Genomic DNA, 12,986 nt, shown 5'->3' with positions numbered 1-12,986 from the left:
GGTGTCGCAAGCGCCGTCACACGAGCAGCAACGCCGCCGCGGCCGCGGAGAACAGCAGGGCCGCGACCTCGAACTGTCGCTGACGCAGGCGTCCCAGCACCCCGATCCCCACCGCCGCGCCGAGGAGGAGTGCCGGGACGAGGGTCGCGTCCCGGGCGAGCGTGGCCGGGGTGATCACTCCCACGCCCGCGCTGAACGGCAGCTTCGCGAGGTTCACGATCAGGTAGAACCAGGCGCCGGTACCGACCAGCTGGACCATCGGCAAGCCGGCACGGACGAGGTAGACCGTGGTCACCGGGCCCGCGGCGTTCGCCGTCATCGTGGCGAACCCGGCGCCCGCGCCGGCCGCGACCGTGGTCAGCCGGTGCGGCCGTACGCCGGCCAGGGGTGCCGTGCGACGGGTGAGCTGGCCCAGCTGCAGCACGCACATCACCAGCAGGATGACGGCGATCGTGCGCCGCATCACCTCGTCGTCGACCACGTGCAGGAACCACGCCCCCAGCAGGAGGCCCGGTGCCACCCCGGGCAGCAGTCGCCAGATGGTGCTCCACCGGGCGTGCCGGCGGTACCAGGTGACAGCGACGAGATCGCCGCACACCAGGAGGGGGAGCAGGGCGCCGGTCGACTCCCGGGCCGGGAGCACGGCGGCGAAGATCACCACGGCGACCGACCCCAGCCCGCTGACGGCCGTCTTGGCGATGCCCACCAGCACCGCAGCTGCCGCCAGCCACAACCACCCGCCGAGCGTCAGCTCAGCGGGCCCCACTGCTGCCCTGCGACTGGGTCTTCTTCTGGGGTGCCTTCACCACGAGGACGGGGACGTTGGCCTCCAGGATGATCGTCTGCGCCACGCTGCCGAGCAGCGCCTTGCCGACCGGGGAGCGCCGCCGCGCGCCCAGGACGAGGAGGTCCGCCCGGGTCCGGTCGGCGAGGCCGACGATCAGCTGGCCGACGTCGTCCCGGCTCCCGGTCGCGAGGTGGAGCTGCCAGCTGATCTCCACGTCCTTGCCCACCACCCGCTCGATGTCGTCGGAGACACCCGCGCGGTAGGCGTCCTCGCGGTCGGCGTCGATCCCGGAGTCGACCACGTGCAGCACGGCGAGGTCGGTGCCCCGGAACACCGCCTCCTGGACCGCGTGCGACAACGCGAGGCGAGCGGTCTCCGAGACCTGGTGTGCCACCGCGACGGTCATCGGTGCAGCTCGTGGGAGAGCTCGGTGAGCTCGTCGCCGCCAGCCATCTGACGCGTCAGCTGGTCGAGGGTGACCTCGCTGCGCTTCTTGTCGAGCACCGCCTCACCCAGCTTGAGGATCACGAAGTGGTCGCCGACCAGGTGGGCGTGGTGGGGGTTGTGGGTGATGAACACGACGCCCAGGCCCGCGTCCCGGGCTGCGGCGGTGTACTTCAGCACCACCCCGGACTGCTTGACCCCCAGGGCGGCCGTCGGCTCGTCGAGGATCAGCACCCGGGCGCCGAAGTACACGGCCCGGGCGATGGCCACACATTGCCGCTGGCCGCCGGAGAGCTCGCCGATGGGCTGGTCGATGTCCTTGACCACGATGCCCATCTTGCGGAGCTCCTCGTCGGCGATCCGCTTCATCTCCTTGACCTTCAGGCCCGAGAGCGGGACCCGGCTCTTGGTCAGCTCGGAGCCCAGGAAGAAGTTGCGCCACACCTCCATCAGGCTGACCACCGCCAGGTCCTGGTAGACGGTCGCGATCCCGTGCTCCAGGGCCTCGCGCGGTGAGGAGAAGTGCACCTCCTTGCGGTCCACCTCGAGGATGCCCTCGTTGTAGGGGTGCAGGCCCGAGATGATCTTGATCAGGGTCGACTTGCCGGCTCCGTTGTCACCGAGCACGCAGGTCACCTCTCCCGCGCGGACGGTCAGGTTGATGCCGCGCAGGGCCCGGATCGCGCCGTACCTCTTGCCGACGTCCTTCATCTCCACCAGGGGCTCGCCCTGGCTCAGCGTCTCGTCGGCGTGCTCGGTGATGGTGTCGGTCATGGCTAGGCCACCTTCCTGGTGGTCGAGAGCTTCTTGACGTAGAGGTTGACGAGGACCGCGAGCAGGAGCATCACGCCGAGGAAGGCGCGGAACCAGTTCGGGTCCCAACCGGCGTAGACGATGCACAGGCTGGTCATGCCGAAGATGAACGAGCCGATCGCGACACCGATGGCGTTCCCGTAGCCGCCGGTGAGCAGGGTGCCGCCCACGACCGCGGCGATGATGTAGAGGAACTCGTTGCCCACGCCGTTGCCGGCCTGGATCGTGTTGAAGTTGTAGAGCGTGTGCATGCCCATGAACCACGCCAGGAAGCTCACGGTCATGAACAGGCCGATCTTCACCGCGGTCACCGGTACGCCGACGGCGCGGGCGCTGGCCTGGTTGCCGCCGACCGCGTAGATCCAGTTCCCGATCTTGGTCCGCAGCAGCACCCACGAGGCGATGGCCACGAACAGGAACCACCAGATGACGATGATGCTCACGCGTACCGAGCCGACCTCGAAGGAGGAGGCGAAGACCTTCTGCAGCTGGTCGTAGCCGTTCATCTGGTTGATGTTCGGGGTGGAGACCGAGCCGGTGACCAGCTTGGTCACGCCCAGGTTGGCGCCCTGGAGGACGAAGAACGTGCCCAGGGTGATCAGGAAGCTGGCGATGCCGGTCTTCATCACCAGGAAGCCGTTGAGGAACCCGATCGCCAGCGCGACGACGAGGCTCAGCACCGCGCCGACCCACAGGTTGAGGTTGTACTGGTAGGAGAACATCGCGTTGAACAGGCCCGCGGTGGTCACCATGACGCCGGCGGAGAGGTCGAACTCCCCGCCGATCATCAGCATGCCGACGGCCACGGCCACGATCCCGATGGTGGCGCTCTGGTAGAGCACGGTGGCCAGGGACTCCGCCGAGCGGAAGGGCGGCGCCACCACCAGGAAGAAGATGCCGATCACCACCGCGGCGACGAGGGCACCGATCTCGGGGCGGGCCAGGAGCCTGTTGGTGAAGCTGAGCTGGACCCGGTTCGATGCCTCGGTCGGGGCGGCCTCGGCGGCCGGTCTTTCAGACGTCTGACTCATGAGTTCCTCCGTGGTTCGGTTGGTGCGGGTGGCCGGCCGTGGTGGCCGGCCACCCGCGGGGCGCCTACCGGGTGCCCTTCTGCGCGAACGGGAGGATGGTGTCGATGTTCGACGCGTCGACGAACGAGGGGCCGGTGAGGACCGGTCCACCACCGCCGATGTCGTTCCCGTTCTTCCGGTTGAGGTACAGCGAGGTCACAGCGAGGTAGCCCTGGACGTAGGGCTGCTGGTCGATCGAGAACTCGATCTTCTTGTCCTTGATCAGCTGGGCCGCGTCGGCGTTGAGGTCGAAGGTGATCAGCTTCGCCTTGCTGCCGGAGGCCTCCTTCGCCTTGATGGCGTCGAGGGCGATCGGGGCGCCCAGCGTCACGATGTAGTCGATCGACTTGTCCTGGGCCAGCTTCGCCTGCAGCGAGGAGACCACCGCGGAGTCGTCGGCACCGTTGACCTGGATGTTGGTGGTGCCCGGCGCCTTGGACTTCACGCCGGCGCAGCGGGTCTCCAGCGCCACCGAGCCCGAGGCCTGGATCACGCACAGCGGCTTCTGGCCGCCGTCCTCGACGATCCGCTGCCCTGCGGTCTCACCGGCGAGCTCCTCGTCGGAGCCGAAGTACATCGAGGCGCCGAGGTCCTTGTACTGGTCGATGCCCGAGTTGAACGCGACGATCGGGATCTCGGCGCTCTCGGAGGCCTTCACCGACGACGCCAGGGCGTCCGGGGTGGCCAGGGTGGTGGCGATCCCGTCGACCTTCGAGTCGATGGCGTTCTGGATCAGCGTCGCCTGCTTGCCCGGGTCGGGGTCGTTGGCGTACTTCAGGGTGATGCCGTAGTTCTTCGCCGCCTGCTGGGCCCCCGACTTGATCTTGTCCCAGAAGGTGTCGCCCGGCGTCTCGTGGGTGATCATCGCGATCGTGTAGCCGGAGTTGTCGCCGGCGCCACCGCTGGCCTCGGAGCTGTCGTCCTCCATGTCCGTGCGTCCACCGGAGGCGCAGGCGGACAGGATCACAGCGAGCACTGCCCCCACGACGAGGGGACCGCCTCTTCGGGCTCGGGTCTGCTTCATGGTCGGTGTTCCTTTCCTCGAGGACCGCAGTGCCCCGGCGCGGGGCTGGAGTGTGTCTTCCGTCACAGTCGTCCCGCCCAAGTTGGCTTGTCAAGACTTTGTTCTAACATACTTAAGTTCGGAGCATGTGGAGAAGTTTGCTAGGCCGACAGAATGTAAGAACAAACCCTTGACAGCACTCCGGCTCCTCGGTGGAATGGTTGTGACGCGGGGCACACCTCGCCCGTACCCGCCCACGCACCACCCGGACAAGCTCGGAGCAGCCATGTCAGACCTCTCCAAGATCCGCCTCGGCACCGCGCCCGACTCGTGGGGCGTCTGGTTCGCCCGCGATCCCCACCAGGTCACCTGGGACGTCTACCTCGACGAGATCGCGGCGGCGGGCTACCTGTACACCGAGCTCGGTCCGCAGGGCTTCATGCCGCAGGACCCCGCGCAGCTGAAGGAGGAGCTGGCCCGGCGCGACCTCACCGCATGCGGAGGGACGGTCTTCGCCGGCCTGCACCGGGGGAAGGAGGCGCTGGAGACGGCGATCGCGGAGTTCAGCCAGGAGGCGGCGCTGCTGGCGGCGGTCGGGGCGCAGTACCTCGTCCACCTTCCGGAGCAGTACACCGACCAGCACACCGGGGCCGCCTCCGGGTCGGGAGAGCTCGACCCGGAGGCGTGGCACGACCTGGTCTCCGGCACGAACGAGCTGGCCAAGGTCATCGCCGGCGAGTACGGCGTGAAGCTGGTCTTCCACCCGCACGCCGACACCCACGTCGACACCCAGGACCGGATCGAGCGCTTCCTGGAGGACACCGACCCGCAGCTGGTCAACCTGTGCCTCGACACCGGCCACGTCGCCTACTGCGAGGGCGACAACGTCGAGATCATCCGGCGCTTCCCCGAGCGGATCACCTACGTGCACCTCAAGTCGGTGGACCCCGTCGTACGGGCTCGGGCGCTCGCGGAGCGGATGCCGCTCTCGGAGTCGGTCAAGCTCGGGATCATGTGCGAGCCGCCCTACGGGGAGCCGGACATGCCGCCGCTGCTCGACGAGCTCGGGAGGCTCGACCGCGAGATCTACGCGGTGATCGAGCAGGACCTCTACCCGGTCGAGCCGCACATCCCCCTGCCCATCGGTGCACGCACCGCCGGCTACTACGTCGGCTGCGGTCTCGGTCCCGTCCGCCGCTGGCCCTACTGAGACCGCGGATCGATGAAGGAGCGCCAGCCATGACCCTCGACGTCGGCGTCATCGGAACCGGGATGATCGGCCGCGACCACGTCCGTCGACTCACCAAGGTCGTCTCGGGGGCGGACGTGGTCGCGGTCAGCGACGCCGACGAGGTCGTCGCCAAGGAGGTGGCCGCAGGGCTGCCGGGCGCGCGGGTGCACGCCACGGGCGAGGAGCTGATCGCCGACAGCCGGGTGCAGGCGGTGATCGTCTGCTCCTGGGGGCCGACGCACGAGCAGTACGTCGTCGCGGCCATCGAGGCGGGCAAGCCGGTCTTCTGCGAGAAGCCGCTGGCGACCACCACCGACGCGTGCCGCCGGATCATCGATGCGGAGCTGGCAGGTGGCCGCCGCCTGGTGCAGGTGGGGTTCATGCGCCGCTACGACGCGTCGTACCGAGCGCTGAAGCGCGTGATCGACTCCGGCGCCGTGGGGGCGCCCCTCATCTACTACTCCGGCCACCGCAACCCGTCGGTGCCCGACCACTACACGCGGGACATGGCGATCGTCGACACCGCCGTGCACGACTTCGACGTGACGCGGTGGCTGCTCGGCGAGGAGCTCCGGGCGATCCGGGTGGTGGCGGCGAAGCCGAACAGCCACGGGGGCGACCTGCAGGACCCGCTGCTGATGATCCTGGAGACGGAGTCGGGCGTGCTGGTCAACGTGGAGACCTCCGTGAACATCCGCTACGGCTACGACATCCGCGGCGAGGTGGTCGGGGAGGACGGCACCGCCGCGCTGGCCGACACCGGGCAGGTGGTCCTCCGCCGCGACAACAGCGCCGGCGTCGCGGTCCCGGCGGACTGGCGTGAGCGGTTCGTGGCGGCCTACGACGTGGAGTTCCAGGAGTGGATCCACGAGGTGGCCGGCGGGGTGCCGCTGACCGGCCCGAGCTCATGGGACGGGTACGCCGCGCAGCAGGTGTGCGACGCCGGCGTGCAGTCCCTCTACGGCGGGGAGCGGGTCGAGATCGTGCTGGGCGAGCGACCCGGCCTCTACCGATGACCACCGTCCGACCCTTCCCTCGTCACCAGCAGGAGGAACCGCGATGACCCACCCCATCGACCCCATCGGTGTCGCCGTGATCGGCGTCGGCATGGTCGGGCGAGCGCACGCCGCCGGCTACCGCACCGCCGGGACCCTGTTCGACCTCGACCGTCCCGACACCCGCCTCGTCGCGGTGGCGGACGCGCACGCGCCCGCGGCTGCCGACGCGGCCAAGCGGTTCGGCTACGAGAGGGCGGAGACCTCCTGGGAGGCCGTCGTGGACGCGCCCGACATCGACGTGGTGAGCGTCGCCGTCGCCAACGACCTGCACCGTGAGGTGGTCGAGGCGCTGCTCGCTGCCGGGAAGCACGTCCTGTGCGAGAAGCCGCTGGCCCCCTCGGTGGAGGACGCCAAGGCGATGGTGGCCGCGGCCGAGGCCGCCGATACGCATGCCGGCATCGGGTTCACCTTCCGCCGGGCGCCGGGGATCAACGCGATCCGCGAGCAGGTCATCGCCGGTTCGATCGGGCAGGTGCGCCACTTCAACGGCCACTACTGGTGCGACTACGGCCAGGACCCGGGCAACCCGATCAGCTGGCGCTACCGCGGCGGCCCGGGCAGCGGTGCGCTCGCCGACATCGGCAGCCACCTGATCGACATCGGCGAGTTCCTCTGCGGGCCGATGACCAGCGTCAGCGGCGCCGTCTTCGCGACCTTCACCGACCAGCGGCCGGTGCCCCTCGGCGTCACCGTCGGCCACGCCGGCGGCGCGGTCAGCGACGAGCTGGCGCCCGTGGAGAACGAGGACATCGCCACGTTCACCGCCACGTTCGCCAACGGTGCCGTGGGGACCTTCTCGGTCTCGCGGGTCGCCCACGGCCTGCCGAACGGGCTCGGCTTCGAGGTGTCCGCGGAGGTCGGCTCGGCGGCGTACGACCTGGGCCGGCCCGGGGAGTTCACCTTCGCCGACCTGGGGCCGGACGGGCTCGTGAACGGCCCCCGGCAGGTGCTGCTCGGTCCCGGGCACCCCTATCTGGCGCGCGGCCTGCCGATGGACTTCCCCTCGGTGGGGCACGGGCAGAACGACTTCTTCGCCTGGCAGGCGCGTGCGTTCCTCGACCAGGTCGCCGGGCTCGACCGGCTGCCGCCCGTTCCGACGCTGCGGCACGGCCTGCACAACCTGGAGATCCTCGCCGCCGTCACCCAGTCCGCGCTCCACGGCGGCCAGGCCGTCTCCCTGGCCTGACGTCACCCCACCAAGAGAGAGGTCGGCCGCGATGAAGATCGGTGCCTACACCGCCTGCCTGCACGACTTGCCCCTCGAGGAGGCGCTGGCGATCATGCGCGACCTCGGCCTGAACAGCGCCGAGGTCAACGCCGGAGGGTTCATCGGGACGCCGCACCTGCCCGTGGATGAGCTGCTGGAGAGCGCGGAGGCGCGCGAGGAGTACCTCGCGATCTTCCCGAAGTACGGCATCGAGCTCACGGCGCTGAACTGCAACGGAAACCCGCTGCACCCCGATCCGGAGGTGCACCACGCCGAGGACCTGAGGCGGACCATCCGGTTGGCCGGGTTGCTCGGCATCAGGACCGTGATCACCATGTCGGGCCTGCCCGCCACCGACCCCGGCGGCTCGCGGCCGGCCTGGACGGTCATCCCGTGGGACAGCGTCCACAAGGAGACCCTGGACTACCAGTGGGACGAGGTCGCGGTCCCGTTCTGGAAGGAGATCCAGGAGCTCGCGGCCGAGCACGACGTCAGGGTCGCGATCGAGATGCACCCGCACAACCTGGTCTTCAACCCGGCGACGATGAAGCGACTGGTCGAGCGGACCACGCCTGCTGACGGCAGGAACCGCCTCGGCGCCGAGATGGATCCCAGCCACCTCTTCTGGCAGCACATCGACCCGGTCAGGGCGATCGAGGACCTCGGCCCGCTGGTGTTCTTCGCCGCGGCCAAGGACACGCTGATCCACGAGACCGCCGCCGTCAACGGCGTGCTCGACGACCGCTTCGAGTGGATCCCGGCGGAGGAGGACCCCGTGGGTCTCGGCGGTCGCTACACGGTGACCAGGTGGCCCGAGGTGCCCGGCTGGTCCTTCGTCGCCGTGGGCCGCGGCCACGACGTGGGCTTCTGGGCGCGCTTCCTCGCCGCCATCTACAAGGTCGACCCCGAGATGCCGGTGAACATCGAGCACGAGGACGCCTCGTTCGGGCAGGTGGAGGGGCTGGAGTTCGCCGCGCAGCACCTGCTCGCCGCGGCCGAGGACGCAGGGGTGGCCTGAACGCGCACCCACTGTTAAAGTCAGAATGTAAGTACAAAGTAGGAGGTCCGTATGAGAACCATCGAGCACTGGATCGGCGGCAAGCCGACCTCCGGAGTCTCGGAGCGCGCGTCCGCGGTCTACGACCCGGCCACGGGGGAGCAGCAGGCCGAGGTCCTGCTCGCCGACGTGGCCGACGTGGAGGCTGCCGTCGCCGCGGCGAGGGATGCGTTCGAGGACTGGTCGCAGACGTCGGTGAACAAGCGCGCCAAGGTGCTGTTCGCCTTCCGCGAGCTCGTCAACGCCCGCTCCGCGGAGCTCGCGGAGGTGATCACCGGCGAGCACGGCAAGGTCCTCTCCGATGCGCTGGGCGAGGTGCAGCGCGGCCTCGAGGTCGTGGAGTTCGTCTGCGGCATCCCCAACCTGCTCAAGGGCGACTACTCCGACCAGGTCTCGACCGACGTGGACACGTTCTCGTTCCGCGAGCCGCTCGGGGTGGTCGCCGGGATCACCCCGTTCAACTTCCCCGCGATGGTGCCGATGTGGATGTTCCCGGTCGCGATCGCGTGCGGGAACACCTTCGTGCTCAAGCCGAGCGAGCGCGACCCCTCCGCGTCGATGCTGCTCGCGCAGCTGTGGCAGGAGGCCGGCCTCCCCGACGGCGTCTTCAACGTGGTGCACGGCGACAAGGTCGCGGTCGACGCGATCCTGGACTCACCCGACGTGGCCGCCGTGTCCTTCGTGGGCTCGACCCCGATCGCGAAGTACATCCACGAGCGCGGCACGGCCAACGGCAAGCGGGTCCAGGCGCTCGGCGGGGCCAAGAACCACGCCATCGTCCTGCCCGACGCCGACGTGGACTTCGCCGCCGACCACCTCGCCGCCGCGGCCTTCGGCTCGGCCGGCGAGCGCTGCATGGCGATCTCGGCCGCCGTCGCGGTCGGTGACGTCGCGGACCGCCTCGTCGAGGCCGTCAACGACCGGGCACGCGCGGTCAAGGTCGGCGACGGCCGCGAGGCCGACAGCGAGATGGGTCCGGTGGTCACCCGTGCCGCGCAGGAGCGCATCGTCGGGCTGATCGGCGCCGGCGAGGAGCAGGGCGCCCGGATCGCCGTCGACGGCCGCGAGCACGTCGTACCCGGTCACGAGGACGGGTTCTTCGTCGGCCCCACGGTGATCGACGACGTCTCCACGGCCATGGATGTCTACACCGAGGAGATCTTCGGGCCGGTGCTCTCCGTCGTACGCCTCGACACGGTGGATGACGCCATCGCCCTGGTCAACGCGAACCCCTATGGCAACGGGACGGCCATCTTCACCAACAGCGGTGAGGCCGCGCGGCGGTTCCAGCGCGGCGTGCACGTGGGGATGATCGGCATCAACGTGCCCGTCCCGGTGCCGATGGCCTACTACTCCTTCGGGGGCTGGAAGAACTCCCTGTTCGGCGACCTGCACGTGCACGGGCCCGAGGGCGTGAGCTTCTACACGCGGGCGAAGGTCGTCACCTCCCGCTGGCCGCGCAGCGAGAACGCCAGCGACGCCAGCTTCCACTTCCCGACGTCTAAATGACCTCCGCAGCAGGCAGGAGATGCAGATGAAGATCGCGCTCGACCCGTACATGTTGCGCAGCACCCCGCTGCTCGAGCTCCCCGGCGTGGTGGCCGAGCTCGGCTTCGAGCACCTCGAGCTCTCGCCCCGCGAGGACTTCACCCCGTTCTTCCTGCACCCCCGCGCCGACGACGCCACCGTGCGCTCGTTCAAGAAGGCCCTCGACGCTGCCGGGGTGAAGGTCGCCTCGCACCTGCCGCTCTACCGCTGGTCCGGACCCGACGAGGACGAGCGCCAGGCCGCGGTCCGCTACTGGAAGCGCGCCATCGAGATCACCGTCGACCTCGACTGCCGGGTGATGAACTCGGAGTTCAACGGCCGCCCCGAGGCGGCGAGCAGGTCCGAGGCGCAGTTCTGGCGGTCGATGGAGGAGCTGCTCCCGGTCTTCGAGCGCGAGGGCGTCGAGCTCCGTCTCGAGCCCCACCCCGACGACTTCGTCGAGGACGGGCTGGTCGCGGTCGACATGATCCGCGGGATCAACTCCCCGCTCGTGTCCTTCCTCTACTGCGCGCCGCACACCTTCCACATGGGCGGGAACATGGCCGAGATCATGACCTACGCCGGTGACCTGATGACCCACCTGCACCTGGCCGACTCCTTCGACCACACCGGGTCCTCGGGCCTGCGCTACATCACCAACCCGCCCGGGAACCCGGTCCGGGTGCACCAGCACCTCGACATCGGCCAGGGCGAGGTCCGCTGGGACGAGTTCTTCGCGACCCTGCACCAGCTGGGCTTCGGCTCCCGTGAGGGCAACGTGATGACCTCGTGCGTCTTCGCCTGGGAGGAGCGGGCCCAGGACTCCAGCCGCTTCATGCGCAAGACCATCGACTCCTACGTGGGGTCCTGGTGAGCGTCGCGGGGGAGCTCGAGCTGCTCACCGTGGGCCGGGTGGGGGTCGACATCTACCCCCAGCAGGACGGACCCCTCAAGGACGTCGCAACGTTCGCCAAGTACCTCGGCGGCACGGCCACCAACGTCGCCGTGGGCGCGGCACGGCTGGGGCGGCGTACGGCCGTGCTCACCAAGGTGGGCCCGGACGGGTTCGGCGAGTTCGTCCGGGAGGCCCTGACCGGGTTCGGGGTGGACGCGTCGTACGTCGGGACCGCCCCCGGGTTGCTCACACCCGTGGTGTTCTGCGAGCTGGACCCGCCCGAGGACCCCGGCCTGGTCTTCTACCGGGAGCCGGTCGCGCCCGACCTCACCATCGGCGAGGACGACATCCCCTGGGACGTGGTCCGTGACGTGCCGGTGTTCTGGGTGACCGGGACCGGCGTGAGCGCTGAGCCGGCGCGCACCTCGCAGCTGACCATGCTCAAGCACCGGGGCCGTCCGGAGGCCGGGTCGGGCAGGCACACCGTGCTCGACCTCGACTGGCGGCCGATGTTCTGGTCCTCACCCGGGCACGCCGGCGCGGAGTACGACGCGATGCTGGACCACGTCACCGTGGCCGTCGGCAACCGGGCCGAGGTCGAGGTCGCCGTCGGCACCGGTGACCCGGACCGGGCGGCCACCCGGCTGCTCGACCGCGGTGTGGAGCTGGCGCTGGTGAAGATGGGCGCCGAGGGTGTCCTGGTCGCCACCGCCGAGGGCCGTGACGTCGTACCGCCCCACCCCGTCGAGGTCGTCTGCGGCCTCGGGGCCGGGGACGCCTTCGGCGCTGCCCTCGTGCACGGGCTCCTCGCCGGGTGGGGGCCGGCCGACATCGCGCGGCACGCCAACGCGGCCGGGGCGATCGTCGCCTCCCGGCTGGCGTGCGCGGACGCGATGCCGACGCTCGCCGAGCTCACCGACCTCGTCGCGCGGGGAGGGGATCGTTGATGAGTGCCAGCGAGGTCGAGCCGATCGTGGAGCGGCGGGGACCGAAGATCACCACCGAGCAGTGGCGGGACCTGCTGCGGCTGCGCGCCCGCGACCCGGGTGCGGTCGCCAAGGCCTATGCCGCCCGGCGACGCCCGGCCCACTTCCTCTCCGAGCGGGGGACGCTGTTCCTGGTCGCCGCCGACCACCCTGCCCGCGGCGCGCTCGCGTCCGGGGGCGACGCGATGGCGATGGCCGATCGCCGGTCCCTGCTCGGCCGGCTCGTCGAGGCGCTGCACCACCCCGATGTCGACGGGGTGCTCGGCACCCCCGACGTGATCGAGGAGCTGCTGCTGCTCGGCGCCCTCGACGACAAGGTCGTGATCGGGTCGATGAACCGGGGCGGCCTCGACGGGGCGACCTGGACGATGGACGACCGGTTCACGGGCTACGACGCCGAGAGCATCGCCCGGTGGGGCCTGGAGGGCGGGAAGATGCTGCTGCGCATCGACGACACCGACTCCGGGACGGCCACCACGATCGAGGCCTGCGCGCGCGCCGTGAGCGAGCTCGCCGATCGGGGCCTGGTCGCGATGGTGGAGCCGTTGCCCTACGAGCGCGACGCCGACGGCACCCCGTTCCTGCGCAAGGACGCGCCCGCGCTGTCCCGCGCGGTCACGATCGCCTCGGGGCTGGGTACGACGAGCGCCTACACCTGGCTCAAGATGCCCTCCTGCGACGACTTCGAGACCGTGTTCGGGTCGACCACGCTGCCCTGTGTCGTGCTCGGCGGAGTGCCGAGCTCGGACCCTGCCGCCGCCCTCGAGTCCTGGGGGCAGACCCTCTCCCACCCGGCGGTGCGTGGGCTCGTCGTGGGCCGGAGCCTGCTCTACCCACCCGACGGAGACGTCGGCGCCGCCGTACACGCTGCGGCCGAGGTGCTCCGCTCCGCCAAGGACGGTGAGTGA

At 70.1% G+C, this 12,986-nt stretch carries 13 protein-coding genes; 8 read left to right on the top strand and 5 right to left on the bottom strand.

Translation table 11 applies throughout. The annotated features are described in order from the left end of the window. Positions 1 to 16: 16 nt before the first annotated feature. The 5 genes from AC4BGB_RS10885 to AC4BGB_RS10865 all read right to left on the bottom strand — a co-directional run bounded on the left by AC4BGB_RS10885 (position 17) and on the right by AC4BGB_RS10865 (position 4,138). Positions 17 to 766 (bottom strand): sulfite exporter TauE/SafE family protein, encoded by a 750-nt coding sequence (locus tag AC4BGB_RS10885; RefSeq protein ID WP_490546845.1) that lies wholly within the window; start codon positions 764 to 766, stop codon positions 17 to 19. Beyond that, a complete protein-coding gene (locus AC4BGB_RS10880; protein ID WP_490546844.1) occupies positions 753 to 1,193 on the bottom strand; it encodes a universal stress protein in 441 nt (146 codons plus the stop codon). Before AC4BGB_RS10880 ends, AC4BGB_RS10885 begins: the two co-directional genes overlap by 14 nt. Continuing rightward, positions 1,190 to 2,005, bottom strand: a complete 816-nt coding sequence (locus tag AC4BGB_RS10875) for an ATP-binding cassette domain-containing protein (protein ID WP_490546843.1) — start codon at positions 2,003 to 2,005, stop codon at positions 1,190 to 1,192. The genes AC4BGB_RS10880 and AC4BGB_RS10875 overlap by 4 nt, the downstream gene beginning before the upstream one ends. A 2-nt stretch (positions 2,006 to 2,007) precedes the next feature. Continuing rightward, positions 2,008 to 3,075, bottom strand: coding sequence for an ABC transporter permease (locus AC4BGB_RS10870; protein ID WP_490546842.1), 1,068 nt, complete (start codon positions 3,073 to 3,075; stop codon positions 2,008 to 2,010). Between the two features lie 64 nt (positions 3,076 to 3,139). Then, positions 3,140 to 4,138 (bottom strand): substrate-binding domain-containing protein, encoded by a 999-nt coding sequence (locus AC4BGB_RS10865; RefSeq protein ID WP_490546841.1) that lies wholly within the window; start codon positions 4,136 to 4,138, stop codon positions 3,140 to 3,142. 265 nt (positions 4,139 to 4,403) lie between these two features. Here AC4BGB_RS10865 and AC4BGB_RS10860 point away from each other — a divergent pair, with 265 nt between their 5' ends. The 8 genes from AC4BGB_RS10860 to AC4BGB_RS10825 are packed head-to-tail and all read left to right on the top strand — an operon-like array spanning position 4,404 to position 12,986. Then, positions 4,404 to 5,327: a TIM barrel protein gene (locus tag AC4BGB_RS10860; protein ID WP_490546840.1), complete on the top strand. Its 924-nt coding sequence runs from the start codon at positions 4,404 to 4,406 to the stop codon at positions 5,325 to 5,327. Positions 5,328 to 5,356: 29 nt separating this feature from the next. Next, positions 5,357 to 6,364 carry a Gfo/Idh/MocA family oxidoreductase gene (locus AC4BGB_RS10855; RefSeq protein WP_490546839.1) on the top strand — a complete coding sequence of 336 codons (1,008 nt, stop codon included), beginning with the start codon at positions 5,357 to 5,359 and terminating at the stop codon, positions 6,362 to 6,364. A gap of 43 nt (positions 6,365 to 6,407) precedes the next feature. Then, positions 6,408 to 7,592, top strand: a complete 1,185-nt coding sequence (locus AC4BGB_RS10850) for a Gfo/Idh/MocA family protein (protein ID WP_490546838.1) — start codon at positions 6,408 to 6,410, stop codon at positions 7,590 to 7,592. A gap of 31 nt (positions 7,593 to 7,623) precedes the next feature. Continuing rightward, on the top strand, positions 7,624 to 8,631 hold the full coding sequence (locus tag AC4BGB_RS10845) for a sugar phosphate isomerase/epimerase family protein (RefSeq protein ID WP_490546837.1): 1,008 nt from the start codon (positions 7,624 to 7,626) through the stop codon (positions 8,629 to 8,631). A gap of 51 nt (positions 8,632 to 8,682) precedes the next feature. Next, entirely contained in the window at positions 8,683 to 10,179 is a 1,497-nt protein-coding gene (locus AC4BGB_RS10840) for a CoA-acylating methylmalonate-semialdehyde dehydrogenase (RefSeq protein WP_490546836.1), read from the top strand. 25 nt (positions 10,180 to 10,204) lie between these two features. Beyond that, positions 10,205 to 11,071 carry a sugar phosphate isomerase/epimerase family protein gene (locus AC4BGB_RS10835; RefSeq protein WP_490546835.1) on the top strand — a complete coding sequence of 289 codons (867 nt, stop codon included), beginning with the start codon at positions 10,205 to 10,207 and terminating at the stop codon, positions 11,069 to 11,071. After that, positions 11,065 to 12,039, top strand: a complete 975-nt coding sequence (iolC, locus tag AC4BGB_RS10830) for a 5-dehydro-2-deoxygluconokinase (RefSeq protein ID WP_490548430.1) — start codon at positions 11,065 to 11,067, stop codon at positions 12,037 to 12,039. The genes AC4BGB_RS10835 and iolC overlap by 7 nt, the downstream gene beginning before the upstream one ends. Then, complete coding sequence (locus tag AC4BGB_RS10825; protein WP_490546834.1) at positions 12,039 to 12,986, top strand: Cgl0159 family (beta/alpha)8-fold protein; 948 nt, start codon at positions 12,039 to 12,041, stop codon at positions 12,984 to 12,986. Before iolC ends, AC4BGB_RS10825 begins: the two co-directional genes overlap by 1 nt.

It is taken from the genome of Nocardioides sp. Z30_9 (assembly GCF_058215735.1).
Note: the sequence above shows the minus strand (reverse complement) of the source record. Positions and strands in the feature narration are given on the sequence as shown.